We start from the raw sequence: 25912 nt of genomic DNA, 5'->3' as shown, positions 1-25912 counted from the left end.
GGAAATGAGTCAACAGGTACGCCATAAATCCCCTCATACTAAGAGGACTGCATATGCGTAATACAGATCCAAGCTCTGTATCATCAACAATATCAACATTACTAAACGGTGTCGTAGAAAGTGAATTAAACCAAGTTAGTACAACAATTCATCGTCTTAGCTCTAATCTCTACAAAGCGCAATGGAATGATATTCAAGGCATTTCATGTGAACTCAAGTTAGAAGATGTGCAACATATATCAAGCGATACAATACGATTAAGAATAAAGATTGACGGTATTCGAGAAACTATTTTATTCAAACGCAATTCATCAAATGAATTTCTTATCGACTATGCGGGAAGTCATCGTACAATAGTTTTAACTACAGGAAACTCATGGAAAAACAAATCCATTAAGCCCTATCAAGATAGCAATATATTGTCATCCCCTATGCCAGCAAATGTATTAGAAATTCTCGTCTCTGAAAACAGTATTGTAGAAGATAAACAACCGTTACTACGTCTAGAAGCAATGAAAATGGTTATAACACTCTACTCTCCAGGAAAATATTTAATCCAAAAAATAGACGTGGCAGTGGGAGAAAATGTTAGTACTGATCAGGTGCTAATCACTTTCAATCCAATTAGATAAATATTTAATCGTTTTAAGACTTACAACTTTTATAAACAGGAATTATCATGAACTTAGAATCTAAAATCGTTAGTTATTGTGATAGTCTCAAATATTCCTCAATTGATCACAATACCCGAGAAATCGGCAGCCACTGCTTACTTGATATTATTGGTGTTTTATTAGCTGGCACCCGTGACCCCGGCGTTGAACTATTGACTAAAATAACCGAAAAATGGGGAGGGAAACCAGAAAGTCGAGTACTTGGGCGAATATTAGCTTTACCTGCCCCGGCCACAGCAATGTTAAACGGTGCGGCTGCCAGAGTGCTAGACTTTGATGATGTTGGCGATTCACTCGGAACACACCCCAGTGTAGCGATATTACCCGCGTTGCTTGCTATTGCCGATTCAATTGATCGACCAATATCGCGTGAACAATTCATGACTGCCTATATTGCAGGTATCGAGCTTTCTCTTAGACTTTCAAGAGCACGTAAGGAAACATTACTTGAAAGTGGCCGGTATGACCTCTGTAAAGTTATCGCAGCAACAGCGGCCTCAGGAATGTTATATGGTCTGACAGGAGATCGACTGCATAACGCACTTGGGATCGCATATACATCCGCATTGGGTGAAACACAATGTATGATAGACGGCGCCTCAACCGTTTTTTACCAACAAGGCTTGGTCGCATCCCATGCAGTGAAGGCGGTAATATTAGCTGACCAAGGTTTTACTGGGGCAAAACAATTTCTCAGTGGACTCTGGGGTTATTATAGCGCCTTTGAACCTGGCTCAGATCTTGACTCAATTATTGACGAATTAGGCACAACCTTTGTAATCGATCAACTAATCGCATTTAAACCTTATCCTACCTGCCGCCCAAATACCTCAGCCGTGGCGTTAATAAAAGAGATGTTGAATGGTCAACAGATTGATATTAATGAAATAGAGCGTATAGATGTTCTTACCAACCAACAAATATTTGATCTTGTTGGTTCGCCAGTAGAACGAAAACAAGTTCCGCAAACCGTAGTCGAAGCCCGTTTCAGCCTCGCTTATAATATTGCGACCGTACTCAAAACAGGAGACCTATTTATTGATGATTTCACAGAGAACGCAATTCGTCGCAAGGATATCATCGACTTAAGTAGAAAAATTTATCCCAGAAGTGCAGCTGAATGTGAAATACCTGAATTAGGCACACATGGAAAAATCAAAATTATTATACAGTTTAAGGATACTACCCAACTTAAAGGCGAAGTTTCTTATGCAAAAGGTAATGCCAAAAACCCAATGACGCTTGAAGAGTTGATAGATAAATTCAAAAAATGTGTGGCTTATTCTCAAAATGCATATATTCACACAAATATTTCAGCAATATTAGATTGGATTTTAGATCGCGAAAATCATAACCCAGATTATCAAATGCTCGCTAACGAATTATTCCCAAGATGAGGGAATTTAACCGCTATTCTGGTATGCATTGATAAGTTTATTATTAATGAGAGTTACCTTGTGTTTTATATAAGAATGTAGCCCTACATTAGAACCAGTAACTCTCAAACTTTATTTTAAAATTAATAACCAATGATTATCACTTAATTCGGTTATTTATCCAGAGATTATTAATTAACTTCTTTGATGGGTATCGATGAATATATTGTTGAGCCACCATTCGCTATTTGATTAAGTAATTCATTCTGACGTTTATAAGCCACTGCAATTGAATGCTCCTTGATATGTCCATATCCTCTAATATTTTCGGGTATTTCCGCCCACTGGACAATCAAAGAGAGATTATCCGGTGAAGCCTTTGATAACAAATCATTTAATGTATCCTTATATCTTGCAACCAATAGCCTCTCTTCACGTCGTTCATGAGACCAGGCAAAGATGTCGAAAAAAGTGTGACGCAAGCATCGGAGAGCGGCAAGCCCGCGAAAAAAAGGAATAATCCAACCAGATACAGTAATTTTACGATGATACCCATTTTTTTCCATCCACTTACCCAAGAATGGTGGTGCGAGATGAAAATTTAATTTGGGACGCCCAATATATGATTCCGTCAAAGAATGAAGAAATTGCGGCGAGCTATGCAGGCGGGCAACCTCATATTCATCTTTGTAAGCCATGAGTTTAAATAAATTGCGGGCAACTGCGTGAGCTAGTGTGAAATCTCCCCAGTTAGCAGTCGCTTTTACAACGGCCTCAACCTGTGATCTATACTTTGCCGCATAGCTTTCATTCTGGTAGTCCGTAAGATAACGGCTACGAGACTCGACAACCTCACGAAGTCCCTGTTCACCGCCGCTAGCCCTGACAGATTGACCACTTTTAGCGGCAGGGACAACTAAGGATTGCACATACGCAGGATCAGTCGCTAGCAACCGACCACCAGCGAACGCAACTTTATTAGCAGCAACATCACCGCCTTGTAAGTTAATCGCCTGCTCAAAAACTTGCAAACTTAACGGGATGACGCCTTTCTGCCAGGCATATCCCAGCAATAATATATTTGTTTGTATGCTCCCCACGAATTGAGTTGCAAAATAACGTGCATTGATAGCGTCATAGCCATCTTCCCCGACCAATTCTATTAATCGTTTCTCAATATCAGAAGTGTCTATTTTGAGGTTTCTATCGCGAACCATTGAGCCTGTCTGCATTTCATGAGTATTGGCAATGATTTTAGTTTGTCCTGAACTCAGAGCATTTAATGCTTCATCTTCTGAAGCGACAGTTAAATCCGCAGCGATTAAAACGTCGGCACATCCTCGTTCAATACGATGCTGATGTAATATATGGTCTTTAGCACCAATACGTATGTGACTAAAAACCGAGCCGCCTTTTTGAGTGAATCCCGTGAAATCAAGCACGCTAACCGAAAAATCCTGTAGATGCGCCGCTAAACCGATAGTCGCAGCCATAGTGACAACACCCGTACCACCAACACCCGTTATCAATATTTCATAGCATTGATCAATGCTGGGTAATTGCGGCGGTGGTAACTCACCTGCCCGTGTCAGAATTAATTGCCGTTCAGTTTTATCCATATTAACCAAACGCGGTTTTCCTGTAACAGTAACAAAACTCGGACAAAAACCCTTTAAACATGAAAGATCGGTATTACATGATTCAGAATCTATCGCCCGTTTAGCGCCAAACTCGGTATCAACGGGTATTACGGATAAACAGTTCGACTGTATTTGACAATCTCCACAACCTTCACAAACCAGCTCGTTTATTGTTACATAGGTCTTTTTAGCAGGTACGGGTTGGCGTTTACGGCGTCTGCGATCTTCAGCGGCACACACTTGATCATAAATCAATACGGTGACACCCGGTATTGTTCGCAATCGAAGCTGCACCTCATTAAGCTGATCACGGTGGTAGACTTTGACTTGTTCTGGCAAACGGTCCTTTGTTTTATAACGCTCAGGCTCTTTAGCAACGATAACCACTTCTTGAGCCCCTTCGCTACAAACTAATGCCGCTACTTGCTCAACACTTAAACTACCATCCAGTGGTTGACCACCGGTCATTGCGACAGCATCATTATATAAAATCTTATAAGTGATATTAGCTTTTGCCGCGATCGCTTGTCGAATAGCCAAATATCCAGAATGAAAAAAAGTTCCATCCCCCATATTTTGGAAAATGTGGTCTGTTCTGACAAACGACATTTGACCTATCCAATCAACACCTTCCCCTCCCATTTGTACACTGCCTGTCGTGGCACGCTCAGGAATACGAGCGGCCAGCGCGTGGCATCCAATACCTAACCTCGCCTGACTCCCTTCTGGAATCATTGTTGAACTATTATGTGGGCAACCGGAGCACAAATATGGCGTGCGTTTTACCCAATTCAGAAAACGCTCTATCAGTTTCATTGACCAAAATGATGGGACTTCCACTGACAGGCCGCATGCTCGAAGCTGTTTGACAAGAACATCGACAATACGTGATGGCCTTAACTCGTCCTCACTGGGTAAAAGTTTTATTCCATTTTCGTCTGACTTGCCAATAATTAATGGCCTATTGTTGAGAATTGAATTAAATATACTGGCCTTTAGCAAGTTCTCAACGACCCCGGTTTTTTCTTCGATAATCCATATCTTCTCACTCCGTTGAGCCCAGTCTTTTAAGACAGGAGATAATGGATAAACAACTCGAATACCGAGTAGTGCAATGCCTGCCGTCTCTAATTCAGTCAGAGTGATACCAAGTTCATCTAATGCTCCGCGAACATCCAGGTAAGCTTTACCCACCGCGGCAATAAGCAATTTTGGTGTAGCCGGGGCGCAATCTACGCTATCTAACGGATTTTCTCTGATAAAACGACGAGCCGCTTCTAGCTTATAAGCAAAACGTCGCTCAATTTGCATACCCGGTAAATCTGGCCAACGCCAATGTAATCCATCAGGCCCAATATCTATTTCAGGTTGTTTGAACGAGGGAAACTCAGACACGTTAATTGATGCTGTTGCTTCTACAGTTTCAGTAATCGCCTTAAAACCCACCCATAAACCTGAAAAACGCGATAATGCCCAACCCCAGAGTCCACAATATTCATAGTCCTGAAGGTTAATAGGATGAATAACCGGTAATCCCCAGGCAATTAACGCTTGATCTGATTGATGCGACATTGAAGAAGATACACATCCGTGATCGTCACCAATAACTACTAATACTCCTCCGTGGGGTGATGAACCATATGCATTACCATGCCTTAACGCATCACCAGATCGGTCTACTCCAGGCCCTTTTCCATACCAAAGCCCAAAAACACCGTCAAAGAGACGCATTTTATCCGTTTCTACCCGTTGGGTCCCAATGAGGGTCGTTGCCGCTAAATCCTCATTTATACCCGGTTGAAACCGAATATTTGCTTTCTCCAGTAAATTTTTTGCAGCCCAAAGCTCTTTATCAACACCACCAAGTGGCGAACCTCGATAACCACTGACAAATCCCGCAGTATTTAAACCAATAGATCGATCAAGGGCCGACTGAACTAATAACATTCGCACCAGAGCTTGTTGTCCACTAATAAATATTTTGCCTTGAGGCTCATCAATACCTCGACGATAACGAGATTCAAGACGATAAGAAGTATCGAGAATCATATCAATTCCCCTTGAATATAAGTTTTTAAAGGTTATTACGCGACTTAATTAGCGACTGTCGTCAGCCCCTTACGTGTGACAGTTATCGCTTCTCGTAAGATATTAGAATCACCGATATGATTAACGAGTAATAAAACCAATTGAGCGTAAAATAGATTCCCTAGTTCATCCCCCAGCTCTTGACACGCCTCTGTTATCATTTCATAACAGGCATCTGGGTCTGTTAAATGGCTGTAGGTGATTAATGATCCAGCCAAAAAGTGATTGTACGGTTTCATTATATTTTTCTCTCGGCATAGGTAGCTATTGGCATGGAATGAGCAAGCGTCTTTTCAATGTCATCACGGTTAAATGAGGAAAATACGTCTAACACATGTTGATCAGGTCTGAATAACACGACTGATCCACAAGCCAAATCATAACGCTTAGCAACCAAACCACAGTGATCTACCAAAGTGATATCAATTGAGGCTACAGTCGGTTGTTCTACTGTAGCCGACACGACTGTAATGATTTCTAATGGATAGGGACTATTGATATCTTCTATATGATTTACTCCTCCGTCATAATTGGAACTCAGCCGATAGCACAGAAGTGTGAACCCTTTTCTACCGATAAAGTGCAATAACCAGCTATTCTCATCTCCATTTTTTACCGGAGCATCCAGAGCAACATCCCCGGGTTTTACTCTTCCTTTCACAGAGGTATCGGGCAAAAATTGCCCGACTCCACTTAATCGAGCCGGACGGGATAAACGCCCAGAGTTTACAAAGGTACGTCCCATTGCCGTCGTTTCAGACAAAACAAGACTAGCTTGACGAAGCGTCTCTATTGCGTGATTTGGCGGGGTAATGAATTGTGCACTGCGAGTCGAATTAATAATGTTCTCATCCGCAGCGTAAACTCGTTCTTCATCATAGGACTGCAATAATTTTGGTGATGCTCCATGTTTTACAACGGCACAGAGTTTCCAGGCCAAATTATCTGCATCCTGAATTCCTCCATTTCCCCCTCTTCCTCCAAAAGGGCTGACTTCATGGGCACTATCGCCAGCGAATACGACTCGTGAATGAACAAAATTCTCCAATCGTCTGCATCGAAAGGTATATATGCTTATCCAGTCGATCCTGAAAGTTATTTTCGGATCTAGCATTGCCTTTAAACGTTCGGTAACTCTTGCCGGCTGTTTCTCAAATGCTGGGTCTGCTTCTGCACCTAATTGAAAATCAACACGCCACAAGTTATCAGGTTGTTTATGTAAAAGAACCGAATGCCCGGGATGAAAAGGTGGATCGAACCAGAAACGACGCTCCGCAGGAAAGTCCGGTTTCATTTCGACGTCAACAATCAAAAAATGATCATGAAAATGCCTACCAAATAACGGCAAATTCAGCGTATTACGCACAAATGAGCGCGCGCCATCACAGGCTATGAGCCAATCACAATCAAGTCGATACGAACCATCTGGACAGGAGACCATCACCGAAGCACCAACACTATTCGACTCTAACGAGGTCACCGTGTTTAAACAGCGCAAATCAACCCACCCACTGGCTAAACAATCCTCAATTAACCACTGTTCTATATAAGTCTGTTGAATATTCAAGAATGCAGGGCAACCAAAATAAGGCTCAGTTTTAAAGTCAAAACTGAAAGACTCTCGTTCTCTATGATAAATTCTGGACAAACTCCAATTGACTCCTTTTTCAGCCAATCGTTCCCCTAACCCTAACCGTTGAAGTATTTCTAAAGAACGCTGAGCGAAGACAATGGCTCGAGAGCCTTCAGTTAATACCTGACGTGTTTCAAGCACGACACTTGGAACACCTCTACGAGCGAGATCTAATGCCAAAGTCAATCCTACTAATCCGGCTCCTACAATCACTACGGGAACCTTCCTTGGCACTGATAAGTTGATATCCAAAGGTTTTTTATAATCCAAACTTGGAGGTTGATGCATTTTTTTAGCTCTCCGGAATGACGCGAGAACAGAGACGATAGATGAGAACTGAACGGGATTATTTCTTTTTTGAATTTAGATCGTTTGCGTGTAATAAGCAAACATATTCTTTAAATTTTAATGTAAATATAAACAGCTATAACATTGCTATTTGTTATAAGGGCCAGAAAATTAAGCGAACAGCGGCATTATACTGTTTTCCTATCATAGGGCATCGCCAGCACAAAAATACCATTACATGCTTACTAATCGCATGATACCATTATTGTGTTCATTGTCCTTCGCATACTGATCGGACACTCCAAACGTTTGTAATGCACGAATATTGCACTAGCGCTTAGCTAAGGAAGTAACCTATGACTGATTGCATTAGCGTTCCTCCCGTTAGTTCCTCATCGACATCCCAGACAACCGTACTTTGTACTTTGCTCTCCAGAGCTGACAGCGCTCCGTTAACAGAACGTCGCAAAGATCCAAATCAAATGCTTGACGTACAGGGCCACCCTTTGGAGGAACCGTCTTTAGTGATTAATGCATTTGAAAAGGATGCAAATTTGGCTTTCGAAAAATGGACTGAATATTGGCGTAAGGTACATGGCCCCAGGTTTCTTCATGCCTTACCACGGGAAACCAATGGGAAATATACATTATTACGCTATGATCAAATCCATCGATTCTCATCGGGTCCTTCAAGCATCAATCCTCTTCCTTATCAGCCACCACTTGATAAAAACGGGCATTTGTTTAATACCATCATCGGGCATATTCCTAGCCATCATCGGCCACAATGGGATGGCATAGCGTATTTAAACTTCCCGAATATAGATAACTTGTATTCCTTATTCGAACACCCAGAAATCAGTAGAGCTATCCTGCCAGAGGATCAAGTAATTTTTCGAGAACTCTGTCCAGTACTTTGTTGTCAACATGTTTTAATTCCAAGCAAAATACGTAGCGATTCTATACTGTTAGTCAATATTCATCGGCGGACAACGGAATTAAATCGCAGTGATTTTCATGAAATTCTGTTATACAAATATGCCAAAGAAATAATCTCTCAACCTTCAACGCAAAAGTTTGTCCAACGTTACATTCAGCTACATAATGTTGGCCCCATCATGACAGGAGAGAAATTTTTCCATCCGATAGCAAAAGATATAGATGCTATCTCAATTATGGCATTCGCATCAATAACAGACTTAGAAGACTTTCTCCGGGATCTAAATTTATCTGCCACTCTAGAAAATAATTCTTTATTTAATATAGAAAAAAGCGAATATTGGAGTGCACTTTCTCACACATTGATAAATCAAAACTCGCTCGATAGTTTTTTATAATTTGGGATTGGCATATATGGACACCCTGTAATAATTAGCACTATATGGGGCGTCCATCTCATCATATCAGGACTGAAGACTACTACTGATTAATATCCGTTATTTCTTCAAAATGTTATAGATACTCCTATCCTGCAAATAATTAGCAGCCAGTCCCTGAGTAGGGATAAACGAGTCACCCTGAATAGTAGAAAACGCCGCCCACTCATTGAAATAGGATACACTGCGTTCTCCTTGGCTATTTTCTGTCACTTTAGTATAACTTTTGCCATGCATATCCTGATAGAGCTTACTGTCTTTTTCCATTATCTGATGGTAGGCCAAGATTTGGTCGTCGGTCAGTGCGAGTGTTTTTCCCTCTTTAAACTTCACTCCCCATCTTGTCAGGCAGACTTCGGCAAAATGGCGCACAAGGCAACCGGGTTCTTTTAACCGATCCTTTTTCGAATTGTCCTCTCCGTTATTGCCATCCACGCCATCCGAGAAACCGTTGCCCACCAAAGTAGCGTGACGACCTTGCATAGGGAAAAGATGTACCCGAGTAACCTTGTCAGTTTTCGGGATCTCACAGGCGAAACCTTTTGATCGTTCATCGCAGGCATAGAAGGCCACGTATTCTTTTACATTTTCACCAAGCATTATTTTTTCAGTTTGAAAGTTTCCTAGTCCCGGAACTGGGTCAATGGTAAAAATATTGACAGGAATAGTTTTCAACGCATCATCGCTCAACATGGCATTAGCTAGCATATGGCAGCTAATACCGCCACGGCTCCAACCAACCAAATTAACCTGAGTGACGCCCCCGTATTTATTGCGATAAATTTCAATGATTTTTTTTTGCAGATCTTGCGGAGTAACCTTGCGGTCCCCGTAGTCATAACGCCGCCATAAAAAACTACCTATTTTCGTTTTCTCAAGTGGGACACCTGCATCTTTCAGTTTGTTATATTGTTCTTCCGTCAATTTTTCCCGTTTCCATTTAGGTATCCCTTTCAGTATCTGGAGGGCGTGTTGAATATTTTCTTGCCATCCCGATCCAAAAAGCTGACCTATCATGTCTGGATATAACTTACTTTCCACCCAGAGCTGATCACTCTGTAAATTACCGCTGCCAGGTCCATCGACAATGTTCCATTCGGCAAACTCCTTGCCTTCTTGATTTTCGGCCAACGTGGAAATTAATTCTCCCTGCCAGTAATTACTATGCTCATTGTCGTACTTATTGGAACTTGTTCCACAAAAATAAATTGTCATCACTGTCATAATAACCTCTGCTGTTTATCTTGGGAAAAACGGAATAGGTGATAATTTGTGAATAACTCTCAGGATGGTAAACAAAACCATCCTGCCTGTTTTCAATACCAAGTGAGATGAAAAATCACTCCATAAATTATTGTCAGCCAAGTGACGACTCAGAATATGTCCAGATTAATTCTGTTAATAAACATAGTAGGAAAAATTTACTTGTAAAATAAAAAATAGAATTTGTAGCTTCAACGTGATGTTCAATGCATAAAATAGTGCGCCACGTCATATTTTTATAACATTAAATACGCGTCATCATTGACGATTTATCAAAAGGAAGAATTTCCGACAGTCTCCCTTCATAAACTTTTGTCGGCCATTCCGGATCAGCTAATAACATTCGCCCCAAAGCAACTAAATCAACTGAGCCTGATGCCAACAACTCTATTGCTGGAGTTAAATCAGCTCTCCCTGCATCGGGTTTCTCATCTCCACGCAACTGCGCGATCGCATAAGCTTTATCTAAGCCAACGCTACCTACCATAACGGTAGGCTTGCCGCTTAAACGTCTGGTCCAAACTGCCAAACTGTCTGGACTCCCTTCAAATGCCGGTTCCCAAAAACGGCGGGTGCTAACATCAAATACATCTACACCAGCTTTAACTAGCGTTGTCACAAATTCCTCTAACTGATCGGGTGTTTCGATTATTTTGGCGCCATAGTCGCGTATTTTCCACTGTGAAAAACGGAATACGATAGGAAATTCAGGGGTCGTGGCTTCTCGTATCGCGCTGACAACCTCAGATGCCAGACGAATACGGTTATTAAAGGTTCCGCCATATTTATCTTTACGCTGATTTGTCACCTGCCAAATAAAACTATCTAGCAAATATTCATGTGCCCCATGGATCTCAATACCATCAAAGCCAATGTCCAATGCATTCTTAGCCGCTTGAACATATGCATCAATAATATCTTTGATATCCTTCTCATTAATACCTTGCACGATTGTTTGGTCGCCGTCGCGTATTGTCATCGGGCCGTATCCAGGCACTGAAGGATCTGGCCCAATACCCGGTCTACGCATTGGGCCAACATGCCAGAGTTGGGGAATTATCAACGCACCATATTCATGCACTTGATTTACAACTGTTTTCCATCCGTTAAGAGCTTCATCTCCATACATTACCGGAACATCAGCGTAACCATTTGCTGCGATATGTGGAATACATACTCCCTCGGTAATAATTAAACCAACACCTCCCTCGGCACGTCGTCGATAATATGCAGCATTTACCTGCCCTGGAATACCATTGGGAGATAATTGCCGTGTCATCGGTGACATGACAATTCGATTTTTCAACATCTGAGAACCAAATGACATTGGCGCAAACAATGCAGCGTAGTGCGTATTCATAATATCCCTCTAGTTATATCGAATTAAGCCGTACTCGCTAAAAAACCACCGTCGATCCTAAAATTAGAACCATTAATATAATTAGATTTCGGACTTGCCAAGAAAGTCACCAGATCAGCAATTTCTTCTGGTCGGCCTAATCGCCCTACCAAAGTCGGTGAAATATTAGTAGCCACATGAGATTCAATTTTTTCCCACTCATCTGCCCAATCATTACGTTTAGCTACGGTTCGCCAATGCTGTTCTGCTGCCGGGGTAATAACATCACCCGGACTAATACAATTGGAAGTTACACCTGTACCCGCAAATTCTTTTGCAATGGTGACCGCAAGGCTCACACAGGCCGATTTTGTTGTCGCATAAGCACCGAAAGAAGCAAAGGGACGGGATGCGGCAATACTCCCTAAAGTAATTACTCGCCCCCATCCATTTTCAACCATTGAAGGAACAATAAAACGAAGCAAACGAATGATAGAACCCACGTTTTGATCGTAAAGATTTAACCAATCCTGAGCTGTACTTTCCAGAATTGGCGTTGGTGGAAAAGCGCCAGCATTTGCAACTAATATATCGATTCCGCCAAATGCAGCCTGAGCCAACTGAGCAACCTCCTGAGCCTGGTCATCATCGGTCAGATCGCCAATAACCATGCGCACTTGACCACCATGAACAAGTATTTCCTGCATCACTTCTTCGGTTTCCTTTTTCCGCCTTCCATGTACAACAACCTGTACGCCTTCATTCGCTAAGGAAATCGCTATTGCTCTACCAATCCCACTATTACTTCCCGTTACCAAAGCTCGTTTTCCTGTCAGCTGCAAATCCATCAGATACCTCGCTTTTGCAAGTCAATTAATTAAAACTGTATATCAGCGAATTGCGTTTTGCTTTTCACGTCGTAGCAATAATGCACAAGCTAACGCACTTAACGCTGTTAATGCGGCTATTATCAGTAGAATTGAACCAAATGAGCTTTGATATATTGTTGCAAGCCAGTAGCCTAAACTTGCCTTATCTGCATCAGCAACCGATTCAAGTATAGATGACATTTGGCCACTCGCGATCTTTCCTCCCCACTCACTGGAGACGATATTTGAAAAAGCATGATCTGCTTTGGAGGAAACCAGAATGGCTGATGTTTGAGCTGCCAGCAAAGCACCAATGATAGCGATAGCTAAAGCTTCTCCAGACACGCGCATCGTTGTAAATATGCCTGCTGCCATGCCTGCGCGTTCTTTAGGAACTACGCTCATAGATAAACCATCCATGAGTCCCCACGGCAACCCACTGCCAATACCGATCATTAACAAAGGACCAACTAAAGAATTTATCTCTCCGTTAACTTGAAGGCTGAAAGCTAACCAGTATCCGCCAAGAGCGGCAACCAACAACCCAATGCTACAGATCAACCCAGGTGAAATATATTTTGAGAGGTACCCAGCAATAAAAGGAACAATGAGCATCGGTGCTGTCAGTGGAAGGATGGCAAGGCCGACTCGCCCCTCATCAAAACCTTGAATACCGATGAACCAGATTGGTAGAGAAACCAATAATGCGACAAAACAGAATCCGGTTGAAATGGGCAATAATTGCACGCCAATAAATCGCGGATAGCGGAACAGGCTTAAATCAAGCATTGCATATCGAGACTTAACTTCCGCTATAACAAAAATAACTAAAAACAAAGCACTCGCAAGAAATAACCCAATAATATAAATATCAGTCCATCCCCTTTCCGGTGCAAAAACAATTCCCAGCGTTAATGTACTCAAGGCAAGTGTAAAAAGAATGATGCCCGGCCAATCTATATTTTTCGCGTCGGGATCTTTTGATTCATTTACCTTTTTGGCACTGAACAAAAGGACAATCAGTGATACCAGCGCGATAAAGAAAAAAAGCGATCTCCAACCGAAATTAGCTATCATCATCCCCACAAGCATAGGGCCGAATGCTAATCCAATGCCAAAAGAGGTACCAAGGAAACTAAACGCGCGCAATCGTAAATGTTCATCAAATTCTTGCGCGATAAGCGCTGATGAACTCGTCAGAGTCAAAGCGCCAGCGATTCCTTCTATGCCTCGAAGTATGTTGAGTGAAGTAATATCGGGAGCAAAACCAATAAGAAGTGAGGTGATAAAAAACAGGATTAATCCACTTAAAAAACAACGCTTACGACCAAACCGATCAGCCAATGTTCCACCAGCCATCACACAACTACCAAAAGCAACGTTATAAGCGTTAACAATCCCGCCCAACTCAATTGAAGAACCACCAAGTTCGAGTGCAATCATAGGAGTAGCAATTGCAGGCCCAGTGAATACGATAGGAATGATGATTCCCGCAGCACACAAAGGAAGTAATACTGAATACCGGTTTCTCTCCTCACTATAATTATCAGGAGCAGGTATCTGCTGTGAAACGTTCATTTTAAACTCCATGACTCGGTTTGGTTAATCAGATGTCATCTTTGCTTCAGCTTAAGGAGCTATAATGACCACAATGGTGTCATACGAATAGATCGCATGCAATCTATTTTTATGAAGTATAGCTCAAACAGGATACAAGGTAAGTTTGTTGCAAAACGGTAGTGATTTGAAGGCTAAAATTCCCTAGAAACTCACCAATGGGAGTAATAAAGTAATGTAATATATTTCAAGGGGGATAGTGACCGGGTACGCCAACTTTTCCGTCTGCCAGATGAAATATCAGCTTGCCTTGTCGTGTGAAAGAGTCCGATAAACCGTTGGTTTAGGAGTCAGGAATCTCGACTTAGAACTCCTTGATGATGCTTACTATCTGCTATAGACTTATGTGTATGTTTTATGCGCATAGATGAGGTGTCTGATGAAAATACAATGCGTCTCAACCGTAGAACGAAAACGATCTGGTAAACGTGGTACAAATGTTTATTTGACCGCTGAAGTGGTAGATGAAGCCCGTGATTTAGGGATCAACTTATCAGCGACACTAGACAAAATGTTGTCCGATGTTGTTCGTGAGAAAAGAAGACAGCAATGGAAAGCTGAAAACAAAGTCGGTATCCACGCTTTCAATGAATTTGAGCATGGTGCAGGGCTATTTACCGATGATGATGAATACGGGGTTATTTGATAGCTCAGTATGCTGTTTACCGCAACAAATCCCCTAAACTGAAAATGATACCACCACGCTCGGATATTATCGCCTCGGAATGTTATTAACGAATTGAAATAACCTGACTCATTGACGGAAAGCGTTAGCAATCCACCAATGATATCATTAATGTCTGGAAATAAATTACCTAACATTTTATTTCAGATCTAATATAGTGGCATATTATGATTTACAGAGGAGAGTAATTATTATCAGTCAATATGAATTATAATAATAAATACTTTATAAAAAACAGAAAAAATATTAAGTGCAATAATGTATTTTTTTCTGTATTTTTCGTGGACAATTACTAGGTATATTGGTTATTAGAACTGTAATATCATGATTTCTATTTTAATTTATATTTTCATCTCTATTTTGTAAATTTTTTCTTTACATAATCACCCGTTATAGTGTAAAAACAAATAGCTTCTATGCATTCTTTTAGTTTATATGATCGCGTATACGAGACGAGCCTTAATTAAACATTTTCTTAATTTTCATATAAAGAGGTAAAAAAATGATTAAGCCTACAAAAATAGTTTCTTATGGATCATTTCTGGCAATCATCCTGTCTAAAAAGTCCCGCCCCGGGGATGGTGTCTTTGGACGCGGAGTGAAAGGCGGCGGAAGATAATGGTACTTGGCACGTATCTAAGTTTTTTAGGTGCGTGCTTTCTCTTCTCAACTTCATGTCTCTTAATGGATATATAAAAACACGTAATGCAAAGATACTCGAAACTCATTTATTCAAAAAAACCTCTTGAATACATTTCGTTGGACGGTGAGGCAATAATATATAGCGAAACCAAGGGAGAGTATTTTGGTGTGTCTGGGGTAGCTGCCGATATCATGGGTGTTTTCCAAGATACGCCGAATGGCCTGTATGTAGAAACCCTTATTGATCGTATTGCCAATAATAGCCAATTAAAATCTGAAGATATTGAACTAATCTTAGGTGGAATAGCTACGTTATTAGATCTAGGTGTACTTTATGAAAAGTAACAACGCATATATATTTCTAATACACAGTTTAGTAAGAGCCATACTGCTGGAAAAACCAATCAAAGACGCTTATCTCAGTATTTTTAAATCGATATATCCATGCACTGTCCGATGGAACTTTTCTGATGCGACAAAGCATATCGATCAATCCTATTTTCAGGAAATTTGTGATTTTATTTACCAAGCCGATTCATCCGAAATTACTAGTGCATCATGCTATTCAGCGAGTATTGTCGTTCAATTGTTGGCGTCTTTACACGGCATACCCAGCGATATGGTGATTGGCATCAAAAAACAAGATGAGAAGATCGTCGGTCATGCATGGATTGAATTATGCAGTAACAAATTCAAAACAAAAATTATTAATCCGGGGCATGTAGATTTAAGCGGATATAGTCCGTTACAGCGCATGAATCCAGATACAGCCATCTCTGAATGGGCAACTTCAATATGAAACTTTGGTCGGTGGTAATAAACGCTACGACGATTGATATAGATACATATGTTAACGCTCTCTTCAATGCCATGACAGATATCCAAATCGATAGTATAAAGAAGATGGATCATCAATGGGCAACAATGATCGAAGCCGATGTTCGCCTTTGCGACACTGAACGAAAGTTGACTAGCATTGAAACATCTACTGCTCATTCATCTTACAGCGGATGGATACGTGATTTGGACAGCGATCTTCTTATTTCATCATTCCGCCAAAACGCGCCGATACTTGATCCCTCTCAAGGGAGAGTAGTGGGTGAGTTTAGCTACATATCGATTCAGCCCGACCATGTGCTTGCGGTGACTGATCACTATGCGACACATCCAGTTTATTACTGGCAGGGAAAGAATAAACAGTGGGTCATTAGTAATGACTTAAGAATATTACTGTTGTTCCATCGTGTGCCGCTCAACATAAGGCATGAGTCGTGCTCTGAATTCCTGGCACAATCCGTCATGGTAGGAGAAAACGAACTGGCCGATGGTGCAACTTTCTTTGCCGAAATACGAAAGATGCCGATAAGCAGCGTATTGAAGATCAATAGAACAGATGGAATGTTTAAATTATCGCCAATGAACACAAGCGCGGCTTCTCAGTACGGTAAGACGCTCTCTTATCATGAGAATCATGAAAACTTTCAGCACGCATTCCGAGAATACTTTGATACCTGTGTGGCAGACCGCCTCAAAGCCGGCGCGGATGGGATCCTGCTAAGTGGAGGAATAGACTCAAGTACTGTCCTCGGCGCAAGTCTCGCGCTGAATAAAAGCCCTCCCATGTTCTGCGTCAATATGAGCTTCAGAGATGCAGACCTTGCAATGAGCCAAGATGATAAAATTGTTGAGGCACTAGTTCATCACTGCAACCTTCCTCACAATATCGTCTATGCCGATAATTTTCTTCGTTTGCCGGCACCAGACGATCCAATCTCCTACGTCGACGGACCGGAACCATCCGCTAACCCACTTGCCAAGGAGGCTTTCGCTAGCGTTTTTCAGCACAACAATATATCGCTTATTATGACGGGAGAAGGCGGGGATATTATTCTTGGAGAATCAATGCATCAATGCATCAATGCATCAATGGATTCTAGATTCGATTCGTATACACGACGGAATCGGGGAATTACATAAATATATCACCGAGAATCTGCGTGTGCGTCCTTTTTCTCTGGACTACTTTCGCCATATACTCACTTCTCTTTCACCTTATTTGGGAAGACGGGCGTTGATTAAGGAGGAGTCAAATGACCAGAGGCTGCCCGACTACTTTGGAGCTGAGCTGCATCAGCAAGCTAAATTACAAAAAATAAAGATAGCACGCGCTCAGGCTCAATACCTTGGCCATGATTACATTAAAACTTTGCTTTTTCCTCGGGCCACTTATTTCGATTCGCTGAACATTTACTGCACACATTCTCACCCTCTTCTGGATCCGAGGATGACCGCATTTATGCTGTCCTGTCCACCGCATCTAAACCATGATTACAAGCGTCTCAATCTTGCCAACCCATATGCAACTTCAAAGATGCTGGCGAGAAAGGCTTATTCCGACATACTACCCAATTTTGTTACCAACAAACAGAGCAAAACGAGCTATGCATTGATGGCTCGTCGTATGCTTTATAACAGCGCGAAAGAGATGTTACGTTTGACGGATAGACCGATGATCTTGGATAGTTGGAAGTTCATTGATCAGGCCCAATTCCGTCGCTATTTGATAGCCTATATCATTGCGACAGAAGATCCCAACACTCAGCTTGGTGTTGAATACCATTACCTGCGTGGTGTGATAGATCTTGAAGCCTGGCTGAAGAAATTTACGCAGGAGCGAACTTCTGTAATTAACTACCTGAAATTTTCACCCTTGCGTACTTTCGTGAACTAATGAGCCGAGACTGCCATCATGAAATATTGGGATAACATACAAAACCTCCGCAATGCATTGTCGCTGTTATGGCAAGCAGCACCGCGCGCGTTAACTATTGCTATTGTCTCTAATCTTGTCATTGGCCTCATTCCTAGCGCGTTACTTTATATCAACGCTCATCTCATAGAAGTCCTAACCACCAATATAGCCGCAGCGGCTGTCATCGCATTAGTGTCTACCTATTTTATACTCAGTGGTTTTCAGGACGGACTGAATGCTATCTCAAACTTTATCGTAGATACATTGCGAGATTCAGCAGTCATGCTGCTGAAACGTAAGGTGAACGAGATCATCGCAACGTTCCCGGGCCTCGCCATTCATGAAGACACCAAACTACGTGAAATGGCTATTCTCTCGACCAAAGTCGGCGATGAATTGGGTGAGATGGTGTCACATCTATACGCCGTATGTACGGGAATTTTGATGATTATTCCGATTCTTTTCCTGACAGGGCAAGTCGCATGGTGGATCCCTTTCCTTATGCTGATGGGCATGGTGCCTACCGTGATGTACCGTGCTCGAACGGAAAGCGAAAGTTGGGATGTGCAGGAACATCATGCAGCGACATTTAACGAACTACGTATTCTGGAGCGAATATTAACACAGCCTGAATTTGCTAAAGATTTGCGTCTTTATCGTATGCAGGCGCATTTGCTGAGTCGGTGGCAAACTCTTTATGATAACTATCTTAAGCATATCAAGCAGGTACGTACACGTAACGCCATTAAACTGTTGCTCACCTCCTTGTTCGCGAGCATCTGTCTGAGCATACCGCTTTATGTTGTTGTCAATGGATTTCAGTTAGGTAAGTTCAGCATTGCTCAGCTCGCCTTTTTGCTTGGTGCACTCGTTCAACTGAAAGACGGCCTATCAGCGGTCATTTTTAATTTCGGTGACCTGTTGCGAGTGTCATATGCCGTACGTCCGTATCGCAACCTAGTTTCCATCCATACGGCTAAACAGAAGACAAATTGCGAGGACATGCGTAAGCCTCAGCCTGTGCCCAAATCATCGGTGATCATACCCTATATAACATTGCGAGATGTTGAACTGCACTATCCAGGTACTGAACGAGCTGCGTTGGAGAAAATTGATTTGAACATTCAGCATGGGCAGACGATCGCAATCGTTGGTGAAAATGGCGCTGGAAAAACAAGCCTGCTCAAAATGCTATGCGGGCTATATGCACCGACCACTGGCGAACTAACGTGGTCGATATCGCGTATTCCTCCACGCGTCATTGGTGTATTTCAAGACTTTGCACGTTTCCCACTTGACGTAAGTGGTAATCTTGTTACCAGCGATACGCAATCTATCAACGAATATCTGCGGGAGGTTGGCCTTAATTTTCTTGAAAAGCGGCTGGATACACCATTAACGACGGAAATAGAAGGTGGAGCCGATATATCTGGAGGACAATGGCAACGGCTGGCTATCGCGCGGGCAATGGCTCACGTTGATGATGCCGACCTGCTTGTTTTCGATGAACCCACCTCAGCGCTTGACCCAGAGTCTGAAGGCGAGATAATGCGTCTTATACTCAAACTCGCCAAGCAACGGACAACCGTTATTGTCAGTCATCGCCTTTCCTTAACGCGCTTTGTCGACCGCATTATCGTATTGCACCAGGGTCGCCTTGTTGAAGCAGGGACACATGATGAACTTATCGCACAGAACGGAAAATATGCCCGAATGTTTCATAGTCAAGCCAGTTTCTATCAGAAACGCACTGAGATGATATAGGAGACGGAGGAAAAGGTCTTTCTCACCATGGGCATAGCTGTACCTGAATGGAGGGAGAGCATAAATACCCTACAGATTTTATGCTCTCCTAGACGACTATGATTCACAGGTAATAATGCCGATTGCTTTGTTGTCAGATAACGCCAGTGATTGAGATTAAAGGTGATCGGTATGTCGTTATTACAAAGTCAGTCACAACGGTAGCGAAGAGCAAGTTAAAAGCTACAGATATCGTCTGTGTTATGCCTAGTATTCACTCCGATATCATGGCAGCTTTAGATACTATCGTTTCAGGGATTTAGTTGGTTGATTTAAATTTAGATCAACTTCAAAATAAGGTTCCCATAATAGTATTTTACTCATCTTGCAACATTTCCAATCGCTGCTCGATCTGCCGTTGGAAATGTTCCGCACGAGTCAACAAAACGGCAACTGTTTTCTCATCACAACATTCGCCTTTTTCAATACGCAGACAGACACGTATTCCCTGCTGATATCGCATCAGAGCAAAAGCGCCTTTCATACGATGTGCATGATGTGCAACTTTTTCATGGAGTTGTTGATTTTCCTGTTGTCTCAGCTCTGAAATATCTTCCACCATCCCCTTCTGTATCGCACTGAGTAATTGACGCTCTACCGTCATATCTTGCTGAGCCAACGTTTGAATCTCATCAAGCTGGAGCGTTGCTTCATCATTGACTTGTCGGTAATAACGCGTAATTTCTGCCAGTAACTTGCTTTGCACCAGCGGCTTAATCAATACACCATCCATTCCCGCCTCCAGGCAACGTGCCTGCTCGGTAGAAAACGCATTCGCGGTACACCCCAGAATAATGAACGGCGGTAATTGCCGCAGCCGTTCATGTTTTCTCAGTAACTGAGTCAGCTCGTAACCATTCATCACCGGCATCTGGCAATCTGTCAGCACAATGTCGAAATACCCATCTTCCATCAGGTTCATGGCCTGTTCACCGCTTTCAGCCAATACAACACGATGGCCCGATGGCGCTAGCTGTAATGACAGTACCTGTAAATTGGCTGGTAAGTCATCAACCACCAGGATATTCAGTGGTTCATTAATCTCCGTGCCAATATTTTCAGTTCTTTCACTCGCGGTTTCCTTCTCAATCGTACTACGCATAAGCGGTAATACCACGGTTACCTGTGCACCACCACTGGGTACTCCAGTGATTTTTAGGCTTCCCCCCATTAATTCAACTAACTGTACAGAGATAGGTAATCCCAACCCAGTACCGGTTTTACCACCACTATTCTGCGTCACCTGTACGTAGGGCAATAAAACAGCCTCATACAGGGTTTCCGGGATACCGCAACCGGTATCTGCAACCACCAGCGTAATTTCATCTCGATTACTGTCCGCAATATGCTGATAGCTAGTGCTGATCCGCACACCACCCTGTTCAGTAAATTTAATCGCATTACCCAGCAGATTATTAACTATCTGGGTGACACGTGTAGCATCCAGCAGATGATAATATTCAGATGGCAAATCGAACTGCCGGGTGAAATACAGCCCCTTCTCCTTCGCTCGATGGCTAAACGTCGCCGCACAACTTTCCAAAACTTCCTGCAATGATTCTGGCTTTAGATTCAGCACCATGCGTCCAGCTTCTATCTTGGAGAAATCCAGCACATCACCAATTATTCCCTGTAAGGACATAGCGGCATGCCACGCGATATGTAATGGTGCGGATGACTGAGTTTGCTGTTTTACTTCCAAATCGAGAATACCGATAATCGCTTGCAAAGGAGTGCGGATCTCATGGCTCATGTGTGCCAGAAAATCTGATTTTTCCAAACTGGCGAGTTCAGCTTTATCGCGCTCCTGACGCAACTCTTGCGCTAGCAATTTACGCTCAGTGACATCAAACCAACCACCAATGATTCCCTGAACAATGCCTTCGGTATTTCGGTAACTTTCAAGCCATAAATAAACATGTTTGTCTCTGCCTCGTGCCACAATGCTGCGGTCAGAAAAATGTGCCAGTTCCCCCTCCAGACAACGTAAGAAAATCATACTGATCTCTTGTTCATCATCAGGATCTAAGAAACAGAGAGAAAAAAGACTGCGGCCAATCACATCAGACTCTATCGGGCTCATTTCGCGCCGGAAATAGAGGTTCGCTGCCGTAATGCACATCGTTGGATCACAGACAAACATAGGCGTAGGAATGTTATTAAATAACGTTTCCCAGTATGCCAGCAAATTCTGTAAGTTATTTTCCGCCTTTTTACGGCGTCTGATTTGGTGTGCAAGATAGCTCCCCCAAAAGGCTGAACTCAATGCAATCACAAATAACGCCCCTCCCCACAACTTCACCCAAGGAGAGATTTTATTGTCACCATAGGGAGTTACATTCGCCATAGATAACCATTTCAAGCGCAACACACGTAGCTCATTTGGAGGTAGTGCATCAATGCTTTTATTCAATATGCTAACTAATTGAGGATAGGAAGGTAGGATGGCGTACTGTTCTGGTTGTAAGGAATCCCTAAAGAATTGAATAGAAATATTAGAACCATAGTGGCTTGCCTGTAGATAATCAGCACTAATCAAGCTATCAAAGGTTGCATCCGCTGCCCCGGCCAGTACCATATCAACGCCTTTCATCACATTGTCAACTTCCACGACGGAAATATCCGGATACTGCTTCAATACTGACATTAGTGCATGATCGCGCTGAACAGCGACCCGGTGGTGCTTAAGTTGCTCAAATTCATAAGGCGCATTACGCTCATTGCGGGTAATCATTACCCATTCCACCGTACCATAAGGATGGCTGAAAGAGAGCCAACGGCTACGCTCTGGTGTATTGACCAAAGAAGTCATTTGAGCTTCACCGTTTTTTAACAGCTTTTTGACCCCCACAGCACCATCTGCCGGAATAAAATTAAAGGTGATGCCGCTTTTCTCGCCTATCAGACGTAAAATATCGATATCCAGCCCTGTAATTTCCCCATTTTTATCTAAGAATGAATAAGGTGGTGCTGTACGACTGGTGGCGACATTGACAACAGGATTCTTTTTAATCCAGGCTTTTTCTCGTGGTGAAAAGATCGCAGTGTCGTTATTATTTCCCAGAGCCAACCCAGAAACCCAACGTTGATAAACCTTATTTCTTATCTCATGGGGAATTGCGGTCAGAATGAGATTGATCGTTTCAACCATATCATCACCGTTGTGACCAAGAAAATCGTACCGTTCTCCCTGCGAAAGATCCCGACGGTAGGTCAGCCCGCTAAATGGACGAAAAGCCAGCAAATAGGCAATCTGGCTTTGACCATCCAAATAAGCATCCACTTGACCATCCACCACCGCCTGAATCGCCTCCTGTTGATTTTTCGCCACTAAAACGCTGCGGTAATATTTGCTCAATTGCTTAATGACATTCGGGTTACTGCCTGGTGCTGCCATAATATTCATTTTGTCAAATGGCATGTTCACTTGTTCTTTACGCACAATCAGGGCTAGCGGCTGCACCAGAATCGGGTAAGTATCATCGTTCCTATTTCCCGACCGTGATGAGGCAGAATGCGATAACAGCTGAATATCTCCACGCTGCAATGCTTCATAGGCGGATGCCCAGTTACCAAACAAACGTACCTCCACCGGCCTTTTTAACACAGTTTCAATCAGGCGAAGATAATCAGCATAAATCCCTTCCAGCTTGCCATCCCAACGATGGATAACCAATGGCGCCCCAATACAACAAAGAATGCCGACTTTTAGTGTTGGGAAACGCGGCGCCAGAATTTCGTGTTCTTTGACAGGTAATAGAACAAACTCCTGAGTGACGACGTTCGAATAAAATTCCACCGGCAGTCCGCCTGAAGGCAGATCTTGCGCATTATGGTATTCAAACAGATTGAGACTCCAGCCAGATAATGGCAACAAGAGTAACAATATAGCTACCCATCGAGGTTCGTTCCACCAACCTTTCATTTGTTACAATCCCAATCCAACCTGATGCAAATAATTATAAAGAGCGGCTTCATTGTCTAATCCCAGCTTTTTCATCGCGCTGATTTTTTGTGCACTGATCGTCTGTTTAGTACGGTACAAACGCGCTGCGATATCATTCACACTCAACCCTTGGCCCAATAATTTAATCACTTCCAGCTCTTTGCCGGTGAGTGCTTTTACAACTTCCTCACCTGGAGATTCGAGAAATTGCTTACTTAAATAAGGCTCATCATGTCCCGTTGTGCTGTACAACCCTTTCACTAGCTCGTGAGACAGACTGTTTTTGTTTAAAATCGCTTTCACTTTGTAATCAATCAACGAAGCAACTATCTTCCGGTCACTAATCATCGTGATCACCACAATAGGCAAGTTTGGATACTGCTCACGTATCCGGCTAATCATCCTCAGACCATCGATCTGGTTATCACCTGGCATATTAAAATCCGTAATCAGCATATCCGCCTCTTTTTCCTCCAGCAGAGAGAAAAGTGCGGTAACATCATGTGCTTCCCCCACAACCTGATAATTCTCGGGCAATGTAGCCAATAACGTACGCAGTCCTAATAAAAATACTGGATGATCGTCAGCAATAATGACTCGTCTTGACATAGGTTATTTCTCCATATTATTTTTTATCCGCTATTTCACGCATCGTTCCTTCAATAAAACCGGCATTTTCTCCTACATGAACGATCAAGGCGATGATGACCTGGTTAAATTCACCTTTGCCATCAGCAATTCGTACTTTTAACATCTGTGGTATCAAAGAAACTGAACTTTTAAGCTGTTCAATTTTCTGTCTATCCTCCTTATGCACCCAAGCCATCAACTGTGACCAGTAGACAGGCGCCTTTCCACACCGCATCCAGGCCGAATCATGATGCCAGTACAAGCGCCCATCGGCACTTAATCGAAAACAATTAATCTGTTCTTGTTCCAGCATCATCTTCATTAGCAAAAAACGCGCTTTACGACGATGCAATGCATTGATTGCGTTATATAAACAGCTACAGCATAGTAACGCAGGCAAGGTAAACGCGGTACTGTACCATGCCGCCATTTGTACATTCTGTTGAAGGTTCATTGATGGAGATGAAAATGGCCCAAAACCAAAAATGGTTGCACTTACAACCCCTAGCGTACATAAAGATAAGAAGCTGCCTAATACCAATAAATCGCCACTTAACGCTAGTAGCATCGGCAAACTGAAGGAAAACATGAGCACTACTCCTTGCCATTGTATTTTCCCGGTTTCAGGTGGCGGGCTGGTAAACAACGCTGCCATAACCAACAAAGCCACTAGCCATAAACCATAGACTCTCCTATCTCTGGTCCGGCTTTTCTCGTAGGTGATGCAAGAAATAACAAAAAACGTAAACGGCAGATAACTCAACACAGAACCTACGACAATCGGTAATGAAATGGATATATCGGTAGGGTAATCCAATAAATGAAGTACCAACTTCGCAACAAATCGCTCAATAATTCCGCTTAATGAGCAAAGCACTGTCAGATTAAAGATGTCCCTTGCTCGTTTTGGCGCCCACATTACACCGTAAAAAAATTGCCAGATTAGCCCCGTCACTACCAACATCACGACATTGATGCAAGCAAATATCAACGATACACTTACTGGTCTGCCATACCATTGGCTCGCGGTCAGAGAAATCAACGCCCCCGTTATTAACCAGACAGGCCAGTACCGGGGCGCCCTGGCGCAAAAAATGCCTTGCAACAAACCTGCCGGAAACCACACCAATGACGACAGGCTCCAGACATCACGCACTTGCAAACTTAGCAGTGCCAGCGCAAAATTAACTAGCGTAAAAGCAAACCAAAAGACCACTATCTTTTTCATTTTCATCAGGATCTCATTCCGTAACACTGATGTTACATCATAAGATAATAATAGCAGAGAGGG

The 25912-nt window shown here is 42.6% G+C and carries 21 protein-coding genes; 11 read left to right on the top strand and 10 right to left on the bottom strand.

The window, feature by feature from the left end; all coding sequences use genetic code 11:
- The first annotated feature begins 53 nt into the window (after positions 1-53).
- On the top strand, positions 54-632 hold the full coding sequence (locus tag C5469_RS03330) for an acyl-CoA carboxylase biotin carboxyl carrier protein subunit (protein WP_166302299.1): 579 nt from the start codon (positions 54-56) through the stop codon (positions 630-632).
- Between the two features lie 47 nt (positions 633-679).
- Positions 680-2071, top strand: a complete 1392-nt coding sequence (locus tag C5469_RS03325) for an MmgE/PrpD family protein (protein WP_166302296.1) — start codon at positions 680-682, stop codon at positions 2069-2071.
- Between the two features lie 170 nt (positions 2072-2241).
- Here the strand turns inward: C5469_RS03325 and C5469_RS03320 are convergent, their stop codons facing one another.
- The 3 genes from C5469_RS03320 to C5469_RS03310 are packed head-to-tail and all read right to left on the bottom strand — an operon-like array spanning position 2242 to position 7699.
- Positions 2242-5739 (bottom strand): indolepyruvate ferredoxin oxidoreductase family protein, encoded by a 3498-nt coding sequence (locus C5469_RS03320; protein ID WP_166302294.1) that lies wholly within the window; start codon positions 5737-5739, stop codon positions 2242-2244.
- Positions 5740-5783: 44 nt separating this feature from the next.
- Positions 5784-6017 carry a DUF2783 domain-containing protein gene (locus tag C5469_RS03315; RefSeq protein ID WP_166302291.1) on the bottom strand — a complete coding sequence of 78 codons (234 nt, stop codon included), beginning with the start codon at positions 6015-6017 and terminating at the stop codon, positions 5784-5786.
- Entirely contained in the window at positions 6017-7699 is a 1683-nt protein-coding gene (locus tag C5469_RS03310) for an FAD-dependent monooxygenase (RefSeq protein ID WP_166302289.1), read from the bottom strand. The genes C5469_RS03315 and C5469_RS03310 overlap by 1 nt, the downstream gene beginning before the upstream one ends.
- A 356-nt stretch (positions 7700-8055) precedes the next feature.
- Here C5469_RS03310 and C5469_RS03305 point away from each other — a divergent pair, with 356 nt between their 5' ends.
- Positions 8056-9036, top strand: a complete 981-nt coding sequence (locus tag C5469_RS03305; protein ID WP_166302286.1) for an EthD domain-containing protein — start codon at positions 8056-8058, stop codon at positions 9034-9036.
- 99 nt (positions 9037-9135) lie between these two features.
- On the opposite strand, the gene C5469_RS03300 is transcribed toward C5469_RS03305, so the two are convergent.
- The 4 genes from C5469_RS03300 to C5469_RS03285 form a co-directional block, all read right to left on the bottom strand.
- Positions 9136-10299, bottom strand: a complete 1164-nt coding sequence (locus C5469_RS03300) for a hypothetical protein (RefSeq protein WP_166302283.1) — start codon at positions 10297-10299, stop codon at positions 9136-9138.
- Positions 10300-10582: 283 nt separating this feature from the next.
- Positions 10583-11698 (bottom strand): NADH:flavin oxidoreductase, encoded by a 1116-nt coding sequence (locus tag C5469_RS03295; protein WP_166302281.1) that lies wholly within the window; start codon positions 11696-11698, stop codon positions 10583-10585.
- Positions 11699-11721: 23 nt separating this feature from the next.
- Positions 11722-12525, bottom strand: a complete 804-nt coding sequence (locus tag C5469_RS03290) for an SDR family NAD(P)-dependent oxidoreductase (protein WP_166302278.1) — start codon at positions 12523-12525, stop codon at positions 11722-11724.
- Between the two features lie 42 nt (positions 12526-12567).
- Complete coding sequence (locus tag C5469_RS03285; RefSeq protein ID WP_242689382.1) at positions 12568-14124, bottom strand: MFS transporter; 1557 nt, start codon at positions 14122-14124, stop codon at positions 12568-12570.
- Between the two features lie 418 nt (positions 14125-14542).
- Here C5469_RS03285 and C5469_RS03280 point away from each other — a divergent pair, with 418 nt between their 5' ends.
- The 8 genes from C5469_RS03280 to C5469_RS24395 all read left to right on the top strand — a co-directional run bounded on the left by C5469_RS03280 (position 14543) and on the right by C5469_RS24395 (position 20308).
- On the top strand, positions 14543-14809 hold the full coding sequence (locus tag C5469_RS03280; protein ID WP_166302272.1) for a type II toxin-antitoxin system CcdA family antitoxin: 267 nt from the start codon (positions 14543-14545) through the stop codon (positions 14807-14809).
- A gap of 541 nt (positions 14810-15350) precedes the next feature.
- Positions 15351-15467 (top strand): lariocidin family lasso peptide, encoded by a 117-nt coding sequence (locus tag C5469_RS24690; RefSeq protein WP_479687567.1) that lies wholly within the window; start codon positions 15351-15353, stop codon positions 15465-15467.
- 86 nt (positions 15468-15553) lie between these two features.
- Positions 15554-15835, top strand: coding sequence for a hypothetical protein (locus tag C5469_RS03275; RefSeq protein ID WP_166302269.1), 282 nt, complete (start codon positions 15554-15556; stop codon positions 15833-15835).
- Entirely contained in the window at positions 15825-16289 is a 465-nt protein-coding gene (locus C5469_RS03270; protein ID WP_166302266.1) for a lasso peptide biosynthesis B2 protein, read from the top strand. Before C5469_RS03275 ends, C5469_RS03270 begins: the two co-directional genes overlap by 11 nt.
- Positions 16286-17467, top strand: a complete 1182-nt coding sequence (locus C5469_RS03265; protein ID WP_166302263.1) for an asparagine synthase-related protein — start codon at positions 16286-16288, stop codon at positions 17465-17467. The genes C5469_RS03270 and C5469_RS03265 overlap by 4 nt, the downstream gene beginning before the upstream one ends.
- The gene (locus C5469_RS03260; RefSeq protein ID WP_166302260.1) at positions 17382-18221 is read left to right on the top strand and encodes an asparagine synthetase B family protein; all 840 of its coding nucleotides are present in this window, start codon (positions 17382-17384) and stop codon (positions 18219-18221) included. Before C5469_RS03265 ends, C5469_RS03260 begins: the two co-directional genes overlap by 86 nt.
- Before the next feature lie 549 nt (positions 18222-18770).
- Complete coding sequence (locus C5469_RS03255; protein ID WP_166302257.1) at positions 18771-20006, top strand: ATP-binding cassette domain-containing protein; 1236 nt, start codon at positions 18771-18773, stop codon at positions 20004-20006.
- 146 nt (positions 20007-20152) lie between these two features.
- Positions 20153-20308 (top strand): hypothetical protein, encoded by a 156-nt coding sequence (locus tag C5469_RS24395; protein WP_422615847.1) that lies wholly within the window; start codon positions 20153-20155, stop codon positions 20306-20308.
- Positions 20309-20361: 53 nt separating this feature from the next.
- Here C5469_RS24395 and C5469_RS03245 read toward each other — a convergent pair whose 3' ends face one another.
- The 3 genes from C5469_RS03245 to C5469_RS03235 are packed head-to-tail and all read right to left on the bottom strand — an operon-like array spanning position 20362 to position 25855.
- Positions 20362-23970, bottom strand: a complete 3609-nt coding sequence (locus tag C5469_RS03245; RefSeq protein ID WP_242689381.1) for a transporter substrate-binding domain-containing protein — start codon at positions 23968-23970, stop codon at positions 20362-20364.
- A 3-nt stretch (positions 23971-23973) separates the two neighbouring features.
- Positions 23974-24600: a response regulator gene (locus C5469_RS03240; protein ID WP_166302250.1), complete on the bottom strand. Its 627-nt coding sequence runs from the start codon at positions 24598-24600 to the stop codon at positions 23974-23976.
- Between the two features lie 16 nt (positions 24601-24616).
- A complete protein-coding gene (locus C5469_RS03235) occupies positions 24617-25855 on the bottom strand; it encodes an MASE1 domain-containing protein (protein WP_207628685.1) in 1239 nt (412 codons plus the stop codon).
- Positions 25856-25912: the final 57 nt, after the last annotated feature.

The sequence above is a fragment of the Photorhabdus cinerea genome (assembly GCF_011189575.1).
In the GTDB taxonomy this organism is placed as follows: Bacteria; Pseudomonadota; Gammaproteobacteria; order Enterobacterales; family Enterobacteriaceae; genus Photorhabdus; species Photorhabdus cinerea.
Note: the sequence above shows the minus strand (reverse complement) of the source record. Positions and strands in the feature narration are given on the sequence as shown.